The organism is Pseudonocardia sp. NPDC046786 (genome assembly GCF_040645415.1).
In the GTDB taxonomy this organism is placed as follows: Bacteria; Actinomycetota; Actinomycetes; order Mycobacteriales; family Pseudonocardiaceae; genus Pseudonocardia; species Pseudonocardia kongjuensis.
Genome location: NZ_JBEYYF010000009.1, coordinates 180,651 through 198,159, shown reverse-complemented (window position 1 = coordinate 198,159; position 17,509 = coordinate 180,651). Strand labels below are relative to the sequence as shown.

The following is a 17,509-nucleotide window of genomic DNA, read 5'->3' as shown; positions in this document are numbered from 1 at the left end:
TGCCGGGCCCGTCGCCCGTCCGTCGATCAGCCCTCGACCGGGCCGGGCAGGCTGCGCTCGTCCTCCGGGTGCGCCCGGCACCGATCGGTGTCCGGGCGGATCTCGAGGCGCTCGTCGTCGATCGTGGCGTCGCAGACCGCGCACCGGCCGTACTCGACCCGGTCGCGCGGGCCCCGGCGTCGCCGAAGTCCATGCCCTCCGCGCTCCGGGCCTCGCCGGGCGCCGGGCGCTCGGTGGTGACGTCGCCGCGGCCGTTCGCCATCCCGGCCGGGCTGAACCGGGCCGGGACGATCGGGACCGGACCGGACCGGACCCGGCGGGACCCGGCCCGGTCAGTCCTGCTCGGCCAGCCCCTCGCGCAGCCGGGCCAGGGTCCGGCTCAGCAGCCGGGACACGTGCATCTGCGAGATGCCCATCTCGGCGGCGATCGAGGACTGGGTGCGGTCGCCGTAGAACCGCATCATCAGGATCGTCCGCTCCCGCTCGGGTAGCCCGCGGATCAGCGCGTTCATCTCCCCGCGGTGCGCGGCCAGGTGCAGGTCCGGGTCATCGCCGCCCATCTGCTCGCCGAGCGGGACGCCGTCGCCGGACTCCGCGCCGTCCCCGGTGGGGGCGTCCAGCGAGCGGGCCCGGTGCGAGTCGAGCGCGCCCAGCGCGTCGACGATCTGGTCCACCCCGACATTCAGCTCCCGGGCCAGCTCGGACGGGCGCGGTGCCCGGCCCAGCTCCTGGCCCAGGGTGTCGGCGGTGCGCTGCACCGTGACGGCGAGCTCCTTCAGGTCCCGCGGCACCCGCACCGACCACGAGTGGTCACGCAGGTAGCGCTTCATCTCGCCGCGGATACTGGGTACGAAGAACCCCAGCGGGCCGCCGGTCGCGGACGCCGGGTCGTACCGGTCGACCGCCTTGACCAGGCCGAGCATCCCGGCCTGCTCGACGTCCTCGATACCGCGCCCGCCCGGCGCGAACCGCCGGGACAGGTTGCGGACCAGCGGGCGGAGCTCGCGGATCACGTGGTCGCGCAGGTCGCTCCGGGTGGTCGAACCCTCGTCCGCGCCGGCGAGCTGCTCGAGATGGGGGATCAGGTGGTCGTAGCCGGTACGGCCCTCGCGGGCCGTGCTGCCGGTGCCGGCGTCTGGGCCTGTGGTCGGTCTCATTGCAGTGCGCATCTGGGTCCCTCGCGTTCGCCGATGGCTGGTGCGGGGTCCGCTGCGTGGTTGAACGGATCGCCGTTGACGGTCGCCGCACTATGTCCGCGATGAGAAGCGGCTTGCGATGCGACCGGTCTGTGACCGTATCCGGAACGGGGCCGCCGTCGCAACGCCGGGCGGTCCGCGGCGCCCGCCCGCCGGGTGCCGGAGGTGCTGCGCACGCGATCGGGAGGAGCCGGTGATGATCCTGGTCACCCGCCCGGTCACCGCCCGGTCAGCGATCGTCAGGGTGATCGTCTCAGCGATCGTTCCCGGTGATCATTCTCAGTGGCCCCACAGCGGCTTCGCTCTACCGTCTCGGGCATGCCGACAGCACTGATCACCGGGGGAAGCCGCGGCCTCGGCGAGACCTACGCCCGCGAGCTCGCCGAGCGCGGGTACTCGGTGGTGCTGGTCGCCCGGGAACCCGACCGGCTGGCGGTCACCGCCGAGCGGATCGGCCGGGCGACCGGCGCCATCGTCGAGATCCTGGCGGCCGACCTGACCGACCTGACCGGACCCGCCGGTCTGGCCGCCGTCGAGCGCCGGATCGCCGACCCGGACCTGCCGGTGCGCCTGCTGGTGCAGGCCGCCCGGTGCGCGCCCGGCGGCCCGGTCACCGGGCCGGACCCGTACCCGGAGGTCGTGCTGCGGCTGGTCCGCGCGGCCGTCACGGCGATGACCGGGCCCGCGCCCGTGCCCGCGACGGCGGCCGGTCGGCGGCGCCCCGGGATCCTGCTCGTCGACGGTGGGAACGGCGGCCGGGGCGGCCCGCTGCCCGATCTCGCGGTGCTGCGGTCGGCCGGCGTGCCGGTCACCGCGGTGGCGGTGGGGCCGGAGTCGCCCGATCCGCGGACGGTTGTCCGGCGCTCGCTCGCCGATGCCGGCCGCGGCCGGGCGCGGTCGGTGCCCGGCCGGGCCCGCCGGATGCTGGCCGGCTGCCGGGAGCCCCGGCGGACGGCGCTGCGGCTGGCAGCCCGGGTCCTCCCGGCGGGCGGCAGGCAGCCGGGCGGTCCGGCAGTCACCGCCGCCGGCGCGGCAGCCGCAACCACCGGCGCACGCACAGCAGCCGGCGCACGCACAGTCACCGGTGCACGCACAGCAGCCGCTACGGGCACGTCGGCCGCCGGCACGGTCGCCACGGCCGCCGCCACGGCCGGGCGGAGGGTCGCGGAGCGCAGCCGGCGGGACGTCCCGGGACGCAGCGGGCGGGTCACCCCGGCCACCCCCCGGTACACCCGGCCGTCACCGGTGCCGACGCCGTTCCGGGGCGCACCGCCCGCGGTCCGGTCGCTGCCCGAGGGCGCCCCCGCCGTCCTGCCCGAGCGCCCGGTCCGGCCGGTGCTCGCCCCGGTGGACCGGCCGGCCCGACGCCGGCCCGCGACCCCGGTCGCGCCCGCCGTCCCGCGCTCGCTGCGGACGACCGACCGGGAAGCGGTCACGGTCCGGCTCGCGACCGGCTGAGCCGTTCCGGTGCGCCACCCGGAGGGGTGGCACCTGGGCCGTCCGGTCCTGCCAGCCGCCCCGCGAATCGGGCAGGAGTGACCAAGGTCGCGACGGCCCCGACTGTCGGGAACCGGACGGTGTGCCCTACCGTCCGCCGGAGAAGGGGAGTACTCCCGAACACGGCGTCGCCGTCATCACGGAACCAGGACGAGCTGGATCCCGGTGGCGCCGGTCCGCGATCAGCGGGCGGAGGAGACCTTCAGCGCCCCAACCTGCGCTGGAGGTCCTTGCAGTGAACGTCCCCCTCTGGGTATGGCTCGCCACGTGTGCGCTCGTGGTCGGCATGCTGGTGTTCGACTTCGTCGGGCACGTCCGCACCCCGCACGAACCCACGTTGCGTGAGTCCGCCATCTGGTCGGCCGGCTACGTGGCGATCGCGCTGCTGTTCGGTGTCGGTGTCGGTGTCTTCTCCGGCTGGCAGTACGGCGGCGAGTACATGGCCGGCTGGATGACCGAGAAGGCGCTGTCGGTCGACAACCTGTTCGTCTTCCTGCTGATCATGACGGCGTTCTCGGTGCCGCGGATCCACCAGCAGAAGGTGCTGCTGATCGGCATCGCGATAGCGATCGTCATGCGCGGCGGCTTCATCGCGGTCGGCGCGGTGATCATCGAGCGGTTCGCCGCCGTGTTCTACATCTTCGCGATCATCCTGTTCTGGCTGGCCTACTCGCAGATCAAGGAGGCGCTCTCGAAGGACGAGGGCGACCACGGCGACGCGGCCGACAGCAGGCTGATCCGGATGGTCCGCCGGGTGCTGCCGACCTCCAGCGAGTACGACGGCGCGAAGCTCACCACGAAGATCGACGGCAAGCGGCTGCTGACCCCGATGGCGCTGGTCATCGTGGCGATCGGCCTCACCGACCTGCTGTTCGCGTTCGACTCGATCCCGGCGATCTTCGGCCTGACCCAGGAGCCGTACCTGGTCTTCACCGCGAACGCGTTCGCGCTGCTCGGCCTGCGCCAGCTGTACTTCCTGATCGGCGGCCTGCTGGAGCGCCTGATCTTCCTCGCGCACGGCCTGTCGGTCATCCTGGCCTTCATCGGCGTGAAGCTCACCCTGCACGCGCTGCACGAGAACAACGTGCCGTTCATCAACGGCGGGCAGCCGGTGCCGGTGCCCGAGGTCCCGATCTGGCTGTCGCTGCTGTTCATCTCGGGCACGATCGCGGTCGCCGCGGTCGCCAGCCTGGTGGTGTCCCGGCGGCGGGCCGCCGCCGGTGCCGGGACGCCCGGCGGACCGGACGCCGGCCCCGGCACACGCGACGGTGACGGTGACGGCCCGGACGGGACCGGCCCGGACACTGCGGCCGCCGGGTCCGCCGAGGAGCTCGCTCAGACCCCGAGCAGCAGCCGGGCGACCGAGAAGTAGATCAGCAGGCCGGTCGTGTCGACCAGGGTCGTGACCATCGGCGCGGACACCACGGCCGGGTCGATCCCGAGCCTGCGGGCGAGCAACGGCATGGTCGCCCCGACCGTGGCCGCCCAGCCGCAGATCGCCACCAGGGTCACCGCGACCACGGTGGCGATCTGCACGCCCACCAGCACCGAGGCGACGACCAGCCCGAGCCCGCCGAGCAGGGTGCCGACCCGCAGTTCCCGCCAGACGACGGCGATCGCCCGCACCGCCGCCGACGCGGCCTGGGCGCCGGCGTTGCCGCCGGTCCCGACCAGCAGCGGGATGAACAGGGCGAGCGCGGTGACCTGCTCCAGGGAGTCCTCGAAGATCTGCAGCACGTTCACCGTGAGCACCGCGGCGAGCAGCAGCACCGCCGGCCACATCGCGCGGGTGCGGGCCGGTGTTGAGTCGGCGTACGACCGGGCGGAGCTATGTCCGTTTCGCTAGGATGAGCGGGGTCCACCGGAACGCTCGGATCGCCGGCAGCTCGGCACCGAGGAGGAACAATGCCTGCCACACCGCCACCCCTGCCGCCACCGCCGCCGTCGGAACCCACCGGTGCGGCGCCGGATCCCGAACCGCGCCCCTTCGCGTCGCCGCTGAACCGCGACGAGGAGCGGTCGCTGGCCGACCTGGAGGGCGAGCTGCGCCGCTCCGACCCGGACCTGGAGTCGGAGATGTCGTCGCTGGCCCGCGACGACCGGTTCTCCCTGGACCGGGTGCTCCAGGCCGTCGCGATCGCGGTGATCGTGCTGGTCCTGGTGCCGACCGACTGGCTCGCCGGGATCCTGTCGTTCGGCCTGCTGCTGGGCATCCCGTTCGCGATGGCGATGATCGCCGCCCGCGCGAAGCGGGAGGGTAGTACCGGCGAGGGCGGCGAGCAGCGCCACGACGGCGACGACCGCCGCTCCTGAGCCTGCCCTACCGCCCGGCGCCCGGTGCCGCCGTCGCCGCCTCGGTCGGGTCGGTCGTCGTCGCGACGACCGGCAGGCCGAGGTGCTCGCGCAGGGTGGTGCCGGTGTACTCGGTGCGGAACGAGCCGCGCTCCTGCAGCAGCGGCACCACCCGGTCGGCGAACTCGTCGAGCCCGGCCGGGGTGACGTGCGGGACGAGCACGTAGCCGTCGGCGGCGTCGGTCTGCACGGCGTCGTCGATCGCGGCCGCGACGGTCTGCGGGCTGCCGACGAAGGTGTGCCGCCCGGCGACCTCGATGACGGTCTCGCGCAGCGACAGGTTCTTCTCCGCGGCGATCGCCCGCCACTCGTCGGCGACCGCGTTCGGGTCGCGGTACTGCCGCACGCTGGCCCGGCCCTTCGACACCAGCTCGCCCTCCACCGGGTCGAACTCGGGCAGCGGGCCGTCCGGGTCCCGGCCGGACAGGTCGGTGTTCCACAGCTGCTCGGCGAACACGATCGCGGTCTGCGGGCTCACCTGCTGGTGCCGGATCACCTCCGCCCGCTCGGCGGCCTCGGCGTCGCTGTCGCCCAGCACGAACGTCGCCGCGGGCATGATCTTGAGGTCGTCCCATCCGCGGCCGTAGCGGGCCAGCCTGCCCTTCACGTCGGCCAGGAAGGCCCGGCCGGCGGCCGGCTCGGAGTGCCGGGAGAAGATCGCGTCGGCCGACGCCGCGGCGAACTCGCGGCCCTCCTCGGAGTCTCCGGCCTGCAGGATCACCGGGCGGCCCTGCGGGCTGCGCGGCAGCGCGAACCGGCCGTGCACGTCGAACTGGCCGGAGGTGTAGGAGAACGTGGACCGGTCGTCGGGGCCGCTGCGCGAGTCCCAGATCGCGGCGGTGGCGGCGAGCTGCTCCTTGGCCCGCGCGTAGCGCTGCTCCTTCGGGAGGAACCCGCCGCGCCGGAAGTTCTCGCCGGTGAACGCGTCCCACGAGGTGACGACGTTCCAGGCGGCCCGGCCGCCGGAGAGGTGGTCGAGCGTGGCGAACTGGCGGGCCACGTCGTACGGCTCGGTGAACGTCGAGTTGATCGTCCCGGCGAGCCCGAGCCGGTCGGTGACGGCGGCCAGCGCGTGCAGCACGGTGAAGGTGTCCGGGCGGCCCATCACGTCGAGGTCGTAGATCTCGCCGCGGTGCTCGCGCAGCCGCAGCCCCTCGGCGAGGAACAGGAAGTCGAACTTCGCCCGCTCCGCGGTCCGCGCGAAGTGCGCGAACGACTCGAACTCGATGTGGCTGCCGGACGCCGGGTCGCTCCACACCGTGGTGTTGTTGACGCCCGGGAAGTGCGCGGCGAGGTGGATCTGCTTGCGCGGCATAAGTGTCCTCCCGACATGCTCCTACCGGTGCAACACCCTGCGGGCGATCGTGTTCCCGAGCAGCTGTGCCACCTGCACGATGACGACGATGATCGCGACGGTCAACAGCGTCACCGGCCAGTTGAACTGCTGGTAGCCGTAGGAGATCGCGAAGTCGCCCAGCCCGCCGCCGCCGACGTAGCCGGCCATCGCCGACATGTCGACGACCGCGATGAAGGTGAACGTGTAGCCCAGCACCAGCGGCGCGAGGGCCTCGGGGATCAGCACGCTCCAGACGATCCGGAACCGGCTCGCGCCCATCGCCCGGGCCGCCTCGACGACGGCCGGGTCCACCGACACCAGGTTCTGCTCGACGATCCGGCCGATGAAGAACGTCGCCATCGCGATCATCGGGAAGAGCACCGAGCGGGTGCCGATGGTGGTTCCCATGACGAACAGGGTGAGCGGGCCGACGGCGGTGATGAAGATGATGAACGGGATCGGCCGCACGAGGTTCACCAGCACGTTCAGCACGGTGAACACGCCCCGGTCGGCGTAGAGCCCGCCGGCCCGGGTGGTGTGCAGGGCGACGCCGAGCAGCAGGCCGAGCGCGCCCGCGATCAGCATCGTCCAGAACACCATGTAGATGGTCTGCAGCACGGACAGCCACAGCACCGGCTGCAGCGTCGCCCAGTCGGTCGCGGCGGGGCTCATCCGGTCACCTCCGTGACCCGGGTGTGCCGGGCCAGCTCGTCGACGACGGCCTGCACGGCGGCGTCGGCGCCGGTCAGCTCCAGGGTGAGGCTGCCGATCGGGCGCTCGGCGAGCTCCCGGATCCCGCCGTGCACGACCGTGCTGCGCACGTCCTGCTCGGCGGTGACCCGGGCCAGGACCTCCTGGGCCCGCTCGCCGCCGTCGCGCCCGCCCACGGCGACCGTGACCAGCCGGCCGGGGAAGCGGCTGCGCAGCCGACCGACCGTCTCGGCGGACGGCACGTCCTGCAGCACGCCGTGCACGAACCGGGCGGTCGCCGGGTGCGACGGCGCGGAGAACACGTCGTAGACCGGGCCGTGCTCGACGACCTTCCCGGCCTCCATCACGACGACCCGGTCGCAGATCGCGGCGACCACCTCCATCTCGTGGGTGATCACCACGACGGTGGTGCCGAGTTCCCGGTTGACCCGCCGCAGCAGGGCGAGCACCTCACGGGTGGTCTCCGGGTCGAGCGCGCTGGTCGCCTCGTCGGCGAGCAGGATCCCGGGCGAGGTGGCGAGCGCACGGGCGATGCCGACGCGCTGCTTCTGGCCGCCGGACAGCCGGGCCGGGTAGCGCCCGGCCAGCTCGGCGAGCCCGACGAACTCGAGCAGCTCGGTGACCCGGGCCCGGCGCGCCTCGCGCGACCAGCCGGCCACCTTCAGCGGGTAGCCGACGTTGCCCGCGACCGTGCGGGAGTTCAGCAGCGCGAACTGCTGGAAGATCATCCCGACCTCGCCGCGCAGCGTGCGCAGGCCCTTCTCGGACAGCTCCGAGGTGACCCGCCCGCGCACCGTCACGGTGCCGGCGGTCGGCAGCTCGAGGGCGTTGATCATGCGGACCAGCGTCGACTTGCCCGCACCGGACCAGCCGATCACCCCGGTGATCCCGCCCTCGGCGATGTCGAGATCGACGTCGTCGACGGCGGTGACCCCGGGGCCGCGGCGGGCCGGGAAGGTGCGGGTCGCGCCGGCGAACGAGATCACCGGGGTGCTCATCAGCCCGCCCGCAGCTGCTGCTCGATGTCCGCGAGGGTCTGCTGCAGGTCCTCGGGGGTGTTGTCCCGGAACACGCCGCCCTCGCCGAGGTCCTGGCGGGCCGCGTCGAGCACCTCCTGGTCGTGGTAGATCCGGACCAGGGTCGCGAAGTCGGGATCGGCGGCCTGGTCGGCCCGGGCGACGAACAGGTTGATGTAGGGCTTCGCCGCGTCCGAGTCCGGGTCCTCCTGGTAGAGCACCTGCTCCTCGGTCAGGTTCGCCGCCGTCGCGTAGTTGTTGTTCACGATCGCGCCGTCCGCGCTGGGCAGATTCGCCGCGGTCTGGGCGGCGTCCACCGGGCTGACCGTCACCCGGGAGGCGGTCTGGTCGATGTCGGCCGGGGTGGAGGTGGTGGTGCCGCCGTCGGTGAGCGTGAGCAGTCCGGCGGACTGCAGCACGTTCAGCGCCCTGGCCTGGTTGACGGCGTCGTTCGGGATGACGATCTGGCCGCCGTCCGGGATCTGCGCGAGATCGGTGTGCCGGGTCGAGTACAGCGGCAGCGGGTAGACGGCGGTCGCGCCGATCGGCGTGAGCGTGTCGTCGTTCTGCACGTTGTAGTTCGCCAGGTACTGCAGGTGCTGGAACTGGTTGAGGTCCAGCTGGCCCTGGGACAGCGCCGGGTTGGGCTGGTTGTAGTCGGTGAAGTTCACCAGCTCGACGGTGATGCCCTCGGCGGCCGCCTTCTCGGTGAAGACGTTCCAGTACGGCTCGGCGCCGTCGGAGACGCCGATCCGGACGGTCCGGGACTCGCCGTCGGCGGCGTCCCCGGACGGGGCGGAGCCGGGGGCCGCGCAGCCCACGGCCAGTACGGCGGCCGGGACCAGCAGTGACAGGACGCGCAGCAGGCGCATCGTGGGTTCCTTTCGGCGCCGTGCCGCAGGCGGGTGACGCCGGCGGGGGACGGCGCGGCGGTGCGTCGGGCGGGGTGCCGGGTGGCCGGGTCGCGGCCGTGCACCGGCGCGGCCGGTACGGATCGGGGACGTCGGCGGGAGCGGGTGCTCCGGGAACGGCCCCCGAGGGACCGGGCCGCCGTCGTGGTCGCCCCCGGTGCGGGAGCTGCCCCGACGGCGGGGCGGTCGGCACGGCCGCCGAGGATACATCGGACGAACCCGCCGCCCGCGGGCGCCGCGACGAAGCTCACCGCGACCGCCCGCCGGACGGCCGGGTGGTTGCGCCGCGCCCGTCCGACCGGCCACGATCGGGGGGTGAGCGACGACCTGCGCCTGGTGGCGCGGCTGTACCTGGACCTGGGGCGTACCCGGTCCGCGATCTGTCGCTGACGACAGTGGTCCACCCTCCGGACGCGCCACCGAGGTGGTGTCCGGGCCGGTGTCCACCCGGGCCTCCCGGGTGCGCCGGCCATCCCGCCCCGTCCCGGCCCGCCGCGCCACCCGCCGGCCCCACCGGGCAGGCGGCCCGCTCCCGGCCCCGGTCGCGGTCCGCGGTCCGTGCCCGTCCCGGGCGGACCACGGGCCGGTCCGCCGCCCCGTGCACCGGAGAACGCCGATGCCCCACGCCGACCGGACCACCACCGGCCCCGCCACCGTCACGACCACACCCGGGGCGGTCACCTCCGCGCCGGGAGCGGCCACCTCTGCGCCAGGGGCGACCGTCTGGCTGACCGGGCTGCCCAGCGCCGGCAAGTCGACCATCGCGCACGCCTGCGAGCCGGTATTGCGCCGTCGCGGGCTGAAGGTCGAGGTGCTCGACGGCGACGCCGTCCGCCCGCACCTGGCCGCCGCCCGCGGGTACAGCCGCGACGACCGCGCCGTCAACATCCGCCGGATCGGCTGGGTGTCCGAGCTGCTCGCCCGCAACGGCGTGCTGGTGCTGGTGTCGGCGATCGCACCGTTCGCCGACGTCCGCGCCGACGTCCGGCGCGCGCACGAGGAGAACGGCACCGGCTACCTGGAGGTGCACGTCAGCACACCGGTGGACGTCGCGTCGTCGCGGGACGTGAAGGGCCTCTACGCCCGGCAGCGGGCCGGCGAGATCAGCGGGCTCACCGGCGTCGACGACCCGTACGAGGAACCGCGCTCGCCGGACCTCGTGCTCCCCGCACACCGGCAGTCCGTCGCCGACTCGGTGACGCTGCTGGTGGACCACCTGACCGGACGCGGGCTGGCCGGCGTGCCTGCCCGGGACGAGGAGAACCCCTGATGCCGCTGTCCCCACTGCTGCCGCTGCCGCGCTGGGACGACGCGACCGTCGCCGTCGCACCACCGGGATCGGGGGCCGGCCACTGGGCCGGTGCGCCGAGCGCGGTCCTCGACGCCGACGGGAGCTACCTGCTGGCCTACCGGATGCGGGCCCCGCTGGCGGCGGGCCGCGGGCTGTCGGTGGTGCTCGCCCGCTCCGCGGACGGGACCACCGTGCACCCGGTCGGGGAGGTGACCAAGGACCGGTTCGGCGCGGAGTCGCTGGAGCGGCCCGCGCTCGTCCGGACGCCGGAAGGTCGGTGGCGGCTCTACATCTCGTGCGCCACAACAGGATCGAAGCACTGGTGGGTGGACGTCCTGGAGGCCGCCACCCCTGAGGAGCTGCCCGTCGCGCCGCGCCGCACCGTGCTGCCGGGCGACGCGACGCACGCCGTGAAGGACCCGGTGATCGTCGTCGACGGCGGGACCTGGCACCTGTGGGCGTCGGTGCACCCGCTCGACGTCGCCGGGCAGGAGGACCGGATGACCACCGAGCACTACACCTCGCCGGACGGCCTGGACTGGACCCACCGGGGCACCGCCCTGGCCGGGCGGGCGGGCCGGTGGGACGCCCGCGGGGTCCGGGTGTCGGCGGTCTTCCGGGTGGACGGCCGCTGGTCCGCCACCTACGACGGCCGGGCCAGCGCCGGGGAGAACTGGGAGGAGCGGACCGGGCTCGCCTACGGCACCGCGGACGCCGCCGACGGGTTCACCCCGCAGGGCGGCGAGCCGGTGGCACGGTCACCGCACGGGCCGGGCGGGCTGCGCTACCTGAGCGCGGTCGGCCGGCCGGACGGCGGGTACCGGTTGTTCTACGAGGCCACCCGGGCCGACGGGGCGCACGAGCTGCGGACCGAGCTGCTCCGCCCGCCGGTGCCCGCGCAGCAGCCGGTACCGGCCGCCGGGCCGGACGGGACGGCCTGATCGGTGCCGGGACCGCCCGACTTCCTGCTGATCGGCGCGCCCAAGTGCGGGACGTCCGCGCTGCACCGCGCGCTGAACCGGCATCCCGACCTGTTCCTGACCGAGCCGAAGGAACCCAAGTTCTTCCTCACCGACGGGCCGCCGCCGATCTCCGGCGGCGGCCCCGGAGACGTCGAGACCTGGGCCGAGCACGTGTGGCGGCGCGCCGACTACGAGAAGCTGTTCGAGGCGGCCCCGCCCGGCGCGCGCCGCGGCGAGTCCACCGTGTTCTACCTCTACGACACCGCGGCCCAGCGCCGGATCCGCGAGCTCGTCCCGGCGGCGAAGCTGATCGCGGTGCTGCGCGACCCGGTCGAGCGCGCGCACTCGAACTGGGCGCACCTGCGCGGTGCCGGTCTGGAGCCGGAGGCCGACTTCGGTGCGGCGCTGCGCGCCGAGCCCCGGCGGATCGAGCAGGGCTGGGCGCACTTCTGGCACTACACCGCGCAGGGCCGCTACGGCGAGCAGCTCGCGCACCTGGACACGCTGTTCGCGCCGGAACAGGTGCTGCTGATCCGCTACCGGGACCTGCGCGACGCGCCGGGGGAGACGATCGACCGGGTGTGCCGGTTCCTCGGCGTGGCGACCGGGGTCGTGGCCGGGGTGCCCCGGCACAACGTCCGGCCCGACGTGCACGGACGCACCGCCGGACCGACCCCGGCGGAGCGGGCCGAGGCGCTGCCCCGGTTCGCCGACGACGTGCCGCGGGTCGCCGGGCGCACCGGCTGGGACCTGGCCGACTGGCTGCGCTGACCCCGGGGCGCCGGCCTCCGGCGCTGCCCCCCGACGCTGACGTCCGGCGCTGACCTCCGGCGCCGATCCGGCCGTGTGCGCTGCCGCACCCCGTCGCCCGGCCCGCACCCCCGGCGCCGCACCGCTGCCGCGGTCTCGCACCGCTGACGCCTCCGCGCACCCCTGCCGCTGTCTCGCACCTGCTCCAGGTGGTGCGCCGTTGAGGCCGGGGTGCGGCGCCGGCAGGTCGGGGCCGGTCGGGCCGGTCAGGTCCCGCAGTAGGTGACGTGCGGGGCGGTGCCGCCGGGGGCGGGGCGGGCGAACTCCGCGCGGCCGGGGCGTTCGTCGTACGGCGCCGCGAACAGCGCGAGCAGCTCGTGCACCGGCCCGAGGTCACCCTGCCCGGCGGCGTCCAGCGCGGCGTCCACCAGATGGTTGCGCGGGACGTACACCGGGTTCACCCGGTCCATCGCCCGCGCGACCGCGGCCCGGTCGGCCGGGAGCAGCGCATCCCGGCGCGCGGCCCACGCGTCGAACGCGGCCCGGTCGAGGAACAGGTCGCGCGCGGTGCCCGCGGACAGCGCCCGGAAGAACGACGTGAAGTCGATCCGCTGCGCGTGCAGCAGCTCCATCAGGTCGGTGCCCAGCTGCTCGTCCTCCCGGGCGAGCCCGAGCTTCGCGGCCATCCCGGCCGTCCAGTACCGCCGGTGGGCCGCGGGGTAGCCGGCGAGCACATCGTGCACGGCCGCGTCGTCGCCGATCAGCGGGGCCAGGCTCTCGCCGAGCCGTGCCAGGTTCCAGCCCACGATGTCCGGCTGCGCGCCGTAGGCGTAGCGGCCGGTGGTGTCCAGCGAGCTGAAGACGGTGGCCGGATCGACGGCGTCCATGAAGGCGCACGGGCCGTAGTCGATGGTCTCGCCGGACAGCGTCGTGTTGTCGGTGCTCAGCACGCCGTGCACGAAGCCGATCAGCATCCAGCGCGCCACCAGGGACGCCTGCGCGTCGACCACGCCCCGGAACAGCTCCAGGTAGGGCTGGGCGGCGTCGGCCGCGGCCGGATGGTGGCGGGCGATCGCGTGATCGGCGAGCGCGCGCAGCAGGTCCCGGTCGCCGGTCGCGGCCGCGTACTGGACGGTCCCGATGCGCAGGTGGCTGGCGGCAACCCGGCACAGCACCGCGCCCGGCAGTGGTGTGTCGCGCTGCACCTGCGCCCCGGTCGCGGTGACCGCCAGCGCCCGGGTCGTCGGGACCCCCAGGGCGTGCATGGCCTCGCCCATCAGGTACTCGCGCACCATCGGCCCGATCGCCGCCATGCCGTCGTAGCCGCGGGCGAACGGCGTCGGGCCGGTCCCCTTGAGGTGCAGGTCGTGGCGCTGACCACCGGGATCGACGAGCTCGCCGAGCAGCAGCGCCCGGCCGTCGCCCAGCCGCGGCTTCCACACGCCCCACTGGTGACCGGCGTAGACCTGGGCGACCGGCCGCACACCGCCGGGCGGCCCGTTGCCGACCAGCAGCGCCACCCCGTCCGGGGCGCGCAGCGTGGCCGGATCGAGGCCCAGCCCGGTGGCGAGCGCGTCGTTGAGCAGCAGCAGCCGGGGCGCCGGGGCGCGCACCGCCGTCCACGGCAGCGACAGCTCCGGCACCGCACGGGCGTAGGAGTCGTCGAGCTGCGGCCCGCCGGTCACGACCGGACTGCGCGGTCGAGCAGGCCGCGCCGGCGCAGCTCCGGCAGCAGGCCCTCGCCGACCCGGTAGGCCTCCTCCAGGTGCGGGTAGCCGGACAGCACGAACTCCTCGATCCCGAGGTCGTGGTACTCGGCGATCCGGTCGGCGACCTCGGTGTGGCTGCCGACGAGTGCGGTGCCGGCGCCGCCGCGGACCAGGCCGACGCCGGCCCACAGGTTCGGCGCGATCGTCAGGCCCTCCCGGGATCCGCCGTGCAGCGCCAGCATCCGCTGCTGGCCGACCGACTGGCTGGACCGCAGGGTCGCCTGGGCACGGTCGATCTCGTCCGGGTCGAGCGCGTCGAGCAGCGCCCGTGCCTGCGCCCACGCCTCGTCGGCGGTGTCCCGGGTGATCACGTGCAACCGGATCCCGAACCGCGGGCTGCGGCCCAGGTCGTCGGCGAGCTTGCGCACCCGGCCGATCTTCTCGGCGACCGCCTCGGGCGGCTCGCCCCAGGTCAGATAGACGTCGGCGTGCCGGGCGGCCACCGGCAGCGCGGCGTCCGACGATCCGCCGAAGTAGATCTGTGGCAGCGGATCGGGCGGCACGAAGGTGGTCGCGCCCTCGACCCGGTAGTGCTCGCCGGTGAAGTCGGCCGGCTCGGCGCCCCAGGCGGCGCGCAGCACGGTGAGGAACTCGTCGGTGCGGGCGTAGCGCTCGTCGTGCGCGGCCCGGTCACCGAACCGCAGCTGCTCGACGGCGTCGCCACCGGTCACGATGTTGAGCAGCAGCCGCCCGCCGGAGATCCGCTGGTAGGTCGACGCCATCTGGGCGGCCAGCGTCGGCGACAGCACCCCGGGCCGGAACGCCACCAGGTAGCGCAGCGTGCTGGTGTCGCGGAGCAGCGCGGCGGTGGTCAGCCAGGCGTCCTCGCAGTACGTCCCGGTCGGGGTGAGCACCCCGTCGAAGCCCTGCGCCTGCGCGGCGCGGGCCACCTGGGCGAGGTAGTCGATGTCCGGGTCGCGCGGTGTGCTGCCGGCCTCGCCGCGGTCGGCGTGCCGGCGGGCGACGATGGTGCGGCCGTCGCCTGCGGTCGGCAGGAACCAGTGCGGGACGACGGTCATCGTGCGCCTCCTCGGGTGTCGGTCGGGGTGCCGGGGATGCCGTCCCGGGCGGCGTCCAGTGTGCTCCGCTCGAACCGCCGGTCGACGAACGCGGCGAAGTCGGCCCGGCCGGGGATGACGCCGGCGTCGGAGAACGCGTCGGCGAGCGCCTGCTGGGAGGCGACGACGTCGTCGTCCAGCGGGATCGGCTGGTCGGGCCCGCGTCCGACGGCCCGCCGGGTCACCTCGATCGGCAGCTTCGTCTCCTCGCTCCACATCTGGGCCCGCTGCTCGCGGTGGGTGTCGGAGTAGGCCTGCGCGGCGGCGATCCGGGCGAGCAGGTCGGCGACGGCGGCGCTGCGCGCGGGCTCGGCGAGCGCGGCGTTCGACGCCACCTGGAAGCCGTAGCCGTTCGCGGTGCCCTCGCCGTCGGCGATGATCCGGGCGCCGTCCAGCTCGGCCTGGGTGGTGTAGGGGTCCCACACCGCCCAGGCGTCGACGTCGCCCTGCTGGAACGCCGCGAACGCGTCGGCCGGGGCCAGGAAGGTGAGATCGACGTCGTCCAGGGCCAGCCCGGCCGCGCGCAGCGTGTACAGCAGCTGCCCGTGCGCGGAGCTGCCCTTGGCGACGGCGACCCGCTTGCCGCGCAGCTCCGCGGCCGACCGCAGCGGCGAGTCGTCCCGGACCAGGATCGCGTCGCTCTCGACGTTGCCCCGGTTCGCCGACACGATCTGCACCCGTGCCTTCGCGGCCGCGGCGAAGATCACCGGCGTGTTGCCGGTGCCGCCGAGGTCGATCGCGCCGGCCCGGGCGGCCTCGATCAGCGGCGGCCCGGAGGTGAAGGTGCGCCACTGCACCCGGTAGGGCAGGTCGTCGAGCAGCCCGGCCGCGCGCAGCAGCGACTGCGAACCGCCCCGCTGGTCACCGACGACGAGGGTGACCCCCGCCAGCGCGGCGTCGTCCACCGGGGGCTGCACCGGCGGGCGTTCCAGGGGGACGTTCGAGCAGCCGGCCAGTGCGAGCAGCGCGGCCAGCAGGAGCGCGGCGAGTACCCGCGGCTCACGTCGCATCCTCGGCCACCCCCAGCTCGTCGAGCACGGTGCGGCGCAGCGCGACCAGCCGTTCCGGGTCGCGGGGCCGGTCGCCGGGCAGGTGCTCGGCGCCGATCCGGCCGTCGGCGAGCACCAGCACCCGGTCGGCGAGCAGCAGCGCCTCGTCGACGTCGTGGGTCACCAGCAGCACGCCGGGCCGGTGCCGGCGCCACAGGTCCAGGACCAGGGTGTGCATGGTGATCCGGGTCAGCGCGTCGAGCGCGCCGAACGGCTCGTCGAGCAGCAGCAGCTCCGGCTCGCGGACCAGAGCCCTGGCCAGCGACGCGCGCTGCGCCTCGCCGCCGGACAGGGTCAGCGGCCAGGCGCCGGCGCGCGGGGTGAGGCCGACCTCGTCGAGCGCCCGGTCGGCGACCGTGCCCGGGGTCTCGGTGCCGAGATCGCGGTGCAGGCCGAGCGCGACGTTGTCGCGGACCGAGCGCCACGGCAGCAATCGCGGCTCCTGGAAGGCGACGGCCACCGAGCCGGGCACGTCGACGGCACCGGACACGCCGGCGTCGGAGGTGTCGTCGAGCCCGGCGAGCAGCCGCAGCAGGGTGGACTTGCCGGAACCGGAGCGGCCGAGCAGGGCGACGAACTCGCCGTCATCGATGGTGAGATCGAGCCCGTCGAGGACGCGGCGGCCGGCGAACTCGCGGGTCAGGCCGCGGACGCGGGCGCTCACCGGTCGGCCCCGGCCGGTCCGGCGGGGCGCCAGGCGAGCACGGTCCGCTCCAGCCTGCGCACCAGCGCGTCGGTGGACAGCCCGAGCAGCGCATACACCGCGAGCCCGACGACGATCACGTCGGTACGCAGGAACTCCCGCGCGTTCATGATCATGTAGCCGAGCCCGGCGTCGGCGGCGGTGGTCTCGGCGACCACGATCGACAGCCAGGCCACGCCGAGCGCCAGCCGCAGACCGGTGAGGGTGGAGGGCATCGCGCCGGGCAGCACCACGTGCCGCAGCCGCTCGGCCGGGGTGAACCCGGAGACCGACGCGGCCTCGATCAGCTTCGGGTCGACGCCGCGGACCCCGGCGTGCACGTTCAGGTACATCGGGAAGAGCACGCCGAGCGCGACCAGCAGCACCTTGGGCAGCTCGCCGACCCCGAACCACAGGATGAACAGCGGCACCAGCGCCAGGTGCGGCAGCGTGCGCAGCATCTGCACCGGCGGATCGACCAGCAGCCCGCCCCACCGGGACAGCCCGGAGAGCAGGCCCAGCCCGACGCCGACGGTCAGGCCGAGCGCGACGCCGACCAGGACCCGGCCGAGCGAGACCGCCAGCCCCTCGGGCAGCTCGCCGGTGAGCGTGACGTCGACGGCGGCGGTGAGCACCCGCAGCGGTGAGGCGAGCTCGTCCTCGGCGAGCAGCCCGGTGGACGACGCGAGCTGCCAGAGCAGCACCAGCGCGACGGGTGAGATCCAGCGGCGCAGGTCCGGGCCGCGACGGCGGGCGGCAGCCGGTGGCGGCGCCGCGGCCCGCTCCCCGGAGGCGCGGTCGAGGGTGGATGAGGACACAGGTGTCTCCCGGATCGGGTGCAGGGATGCGCGGGTGCGGGTGTCCTCAGCGACAGGTGTAGCCGGCCAGCAGCAGCAGATCGACGTGCCGGCGGCGGGTGAGCAGCCGCC

General features: G+C 74.8%; 16 protein-coding genes and 2 pseudogenes. 6 read left to right on the top strand and 12 right to left on the bottom strand.

Annotation, left to right across the window (positions count from 1 at the left end):
- Nucleotides 1–26: 26 nt before the first annotated feature.
- Nucleotides 27–140: pseudogene (locus ABZ881_RS14195) on the bottom strand (hypothetical protein); the annotation flags it as partial.
- A gap of 192 nt (nt 141–332) precedes the next feature.
- Entirely contained in the window at nt 333–1,157 is an 825-nt protein-coding gene (locus ABZ881_RS14190; protein WP_358484670.1) for a sigma-70 family RNA polymerase sigma factor, read from the bottom strand.
- 357 nt (nt 1,158–1,514) lie between these two features.
- Between ABZ881_RS14190 and ABZ881_RS14185 the strand changes: the two genes are divergently transcribed.
- Together ABZ881_RS14185 and ABZ881_RS14180 are read left to right on the top strand one after the other, a co-directional pair.
- On the top strand, nt 1,515–2,654 hold the full coding sequence (locus ABZ881_RS14185) for an SDR family NAD(P)-dependent oxidoreductase (protein WP_358484668.1): 1,140 nt from the start codon (nt 1,515–1,517) through the stop codon (nt 2,652–2,654).
- A 274-nt stretch (nt 2,655–2,928) separates the two neighbouring features.
- Nucleotides 2,929–4,065, top strand: a complete 1,137-nt coding sequence (locus ABZ881_RS14180) for a TerC family protein (protein ID WP_358484666.1) — start codon at nt 2,929–2,931, stop codon at nt 4,063–4,065.
- Here the strand turns inward: ABZ881_RS14180 and ABZ881_RS14175 are convergent.
- Nucleotides 4,029–4,490: pseudogene (locus ABZ881_RS14175) on the bottom strand (magnesium transporter); the annotation flags it as partial. The gene ABZ881_RS14180 and the pseudogene ABZ881_RS14175 sit on opposite strands and share 37 nt — an antisense overlap.
- Before the next feature lie 108 nt (nt 4,491–4,598).
- Between ABZ881_RS14175 and ABZ881_RS14170 the strand changes: the two are divergent.
- Nucleotides 4,599–5,006: a DUF3040 domain-containing protein gene (locus ABZ881_RS14170; protein ID WP_358484664.1), complete on the top strand. Its 408-nt coding sequence runs from the start codon at nt 4,599–4,601 to the stop codon at nt 5,004–5,006.
- Nucleotides 5,007–5,013: 7 nt separating this feature from the next.
- On the opposite strand, the gene ABZ881_RS14165 is transcribed toward ABZ881_RS14170, so the two are convergent.
- Genes ABZ881_RS14165 through ABZ881_RS14150 form a run of 4 tightly spaced genes read right to left on the bottom strand, consistent with a single transcriptional unit; the run spans nt 5,014 to nt 8,980 of the window.
- The gene (locus ABZ881_RS14165) at nt 5,014–6,360 is read right to left on the bottom strand and encodes an NtaA/DmoA family FMN-dependent monooxygenase (RefSeq protein ID WP_358484662.1); all 1,347 of its coding nucleotides are present in this window, start codon (nt 6,358–6,360) and stop codon (nt 5,014–5,016) included.
- 21 nt (nt 6,361–6,381) lie between these two features.
- Nucleotides 6,382–7,053 (bottom strand): methionine ABC transporter permease, encoded by a 672-nt coding sequence (locus ABZ881_RS14160; protein ID WP_358484661.1) that lies wholly within the window; start codon nt 7,051–7,053, stop codon nt 6,382–6,384.
- Nucleotides 7,050–8,090 carry a methionine ABC transporter ATP-binding protein gene (locus ABZ881_RS14155; protein WP_358484659.1) on the bottom strand — a complete coding sequence of 347 codons (1,041 nt, stop codon included), beginning with the start codon at nt 8,088–8,090 and terminating at the stop codon, nt 7,050–7,052. The genes ABZ881_RS14160 and ABZ881_RS14155 overlap by 4 nt, the downstream gene beginning before the upstream one ends.
- Nucleotides 8,090–8,980: a MetQ/NlpA family ABC transporter substrate-binding protein gene (locus tag ABZ881_RS14150; RefSeq protein ID WP_358484657.1), complete on the bottom strand. Its 891-nt coding sequence runs from the start codon at nt 8,978–8,980 to the stop codon at nt 8,090–8,092. The genes ABZ881_RS14155 and ABZ881_RS14150 overlap by 1 nt, the downstream gene beginning before the upstream one ends.
- 655 nt (nt 8,981–9,635) lie before the next feature.
- Here ABZ881_RS14150 and cysC point away from each other — a divergent pair.
- Genes cysC through ABZ881_RS14135 form a run of 3 tightly spaced genes read left to right on the top strand, consistent with a single transcriptional unit; the run spans nt 9,636 to nt 12,043 of the window.
- A complete protein-coding gene (cysC, locus tag ABZ881_RS14145) occupies nt 9,636–10,289 on the top strand; it encodes an adenylyl-sulfate kinase (protein ID WP_358484655.1) in 654 nt (217 codons plus the stop codon).
- On the top strand, nt 10,289–11,251 hold the full coding sequence (locus ABZ881_RS14140) for a hypothetical protein (protein ID WP_358484654.1): 963 nt from the start codon (nt 10,289–10,291) through the stop codon (nt 11,249–11,251). Before cysC ends, ABZ881_RS14140 begins: the two co-directional genes overlap by 1 nt.
- A 3-nt stretch (nt 11,252–11,254) precedes the next feature.
- Entirely contained in the window at nt 11,255–12,043 is a 789-nt protein-coding gene (locus tag ABZ881_RS14135) for a sulfotransferase (protein ID WP_358484652.1), read from the top strand.
- 245 nt (nt 12,044–12,288) lie between these two features.
- Here ABZ881_RS14135 and ABZ881_RS14130 read toward each other — a convergent pair whose 3' ends face one another.
- From ABZ881_RS14130 to ABZ881_RS14110, 5 genes are read right to left on the bottom strand one after another with little or no spacing between them, the layout of a single operon-like run.
- Complete coding sequence (locus ABZ881_RS14130; RefSeq protein ID WP_358484650.1) at nt 12,289–13,707, bottom strand: protein adenylyltransferase SelO; 1,419 nt, start codon at nt 13,705–13,707, stop codon at nt 12,289–12,291.
- Entirely contained in the window at nt 13,704–14,810 is a 1,107-nt protein-coding gene (locus ABZ881_RS14125; RefSeq protein ID WP_358484649.1) for an LLM class flavin-dependent oxidoreductase, read from the bottom strand. The genes ABZ881_RS14130 and ABZ881_RS14125 overlap by 4 nt, the downstream gene beginning before the upstream one ends.
- Nucleotides 14,807–15,859 (bottom strand): ABC transporter substrate-binding protein, encoded by a 1,053-nt coding sequence (locus ABZ881_RS14120; RefSeq protein WP_358484647.1) that lies wholly within the window; start codon nt 15,857–15,859, stop codon nt 14,807–14,809. Before ABZ881_RS14120 ends, ABZ881_RS14125 begins: the two co-directional genes overlap by 4 nt.
- Entirely contained in the window at nt 15,849–16,562 is a 714-nt protein-coding gene (locus ABZ881_RS14115) for an ABC transporter ATP-binding protein (protein WP_358484646.1), read from the bottom strand. Before ABZ881_RS14115 ends, ABZ881_RS14120 begins: the two co-directional genes overlap by 11 nt.
- Entirely contained in the window at nt 16,559–17,398 is an 840-nt protein-coding gene (locus tag ABZ881_RS14110; RefSeq protein ID WP_358484645.1) for an ABC transporter permease subunit, read from the bottom strand. The genes ABZ881_RS14115 and ABZ881_RS14110 overlap by 4 nt, the downstream gene beginning before the upstream one ends.
- Nucleotides 17,399–17,509 lie beyond the last annotated feature (111 nt).

What these genes read in the sequence shown, in the direction of transcription:
- ABZ881_RS14190 (WP_358484670.1), bottom strand. Translation starts at nt 1,157, where the DNA reads ATGAGACCGACCACAGGCCCAGACGCCGGCACCGGCAGCACGGCCCGC.
- ABZ881_RS14185 (WP_358484668.1), top strand. Translation starts at nt 1,515, where the DNA reads ATGCCGACAGCACTGATCACCGGGGGAAGCCGCGGCCTCGGCGAGACC.
- ABZ881_RS14170 (WP_358484664.1), top strand. Translation starts at nt 4,599, where the DNA reads ATGCCTGCCACACCGCCACCCCTGCCGCCACCGCCGCCGTCGGAACCC.
- ABZ881_RS14165 (WP_358484662.1), bottom strand. Translation starts at nt 6,360, where the DNA reads ATGCCGCGCAAGCAGATCCACCTCGCCGCGCACTTCCCGGGCGTCAAC.
- ABZ881_RS14160 (WP_358484661.1), bottom strand. Translation starts at nt 7,053, where the DNA reads ATGAGCCCCGCCGCGACCGACTGGGCGACGCTGCAGCCGGTGCTGTGG.
- ABZ881_RS14155 (WP_358484659.1), bottom strand. Translation starts at nt 8,090, where the DNA reads ATGAGCACCCCGGTGATCTCGTTCGCCGGCGCGACCCGCACCTTCCCG.
- ABZ881_RS14150 (WP_358484657.1), bottom strand. Translation starts at nt 8,980, where the DNA reads ATGCGCCTGCTGCGCGTCCTGTCACTGCTGGTCCCGGCCGCCGTACTG.
- cysC (WP_358484655.1), top strand. Translation starts at nt 9,636, where the DNA reads ATGCCCCACGCCGACCGGACCACCACCGGCCCCGCCACCGTCACGACC.
- ABZ881_RS14140 (WP_358484654.1), top strand. Translation starts at nt 10,289, where the DNA reads ATGCCGCTGTCCCCACTGCTGCCGCTGCCGCGCTGGGACGACGCGACC.
- ABZ881_RS14125 (WP_358484649.1), bottom strand. Translation starts at nt 14,810, where the DNA reads ATGACCGTCGTCCCGCACTGGTTCCTGCCGACCGCAGGCGACGGCCGC.
- ABZ881_RS14120 (WP_358484647.1), bottom strand. Translation starts at nt 15,859, where the DNA reads ATGCGACGTGAGCCGCGGGTACTCGCCGCGCTCCTGCTGGCCGCGCTG.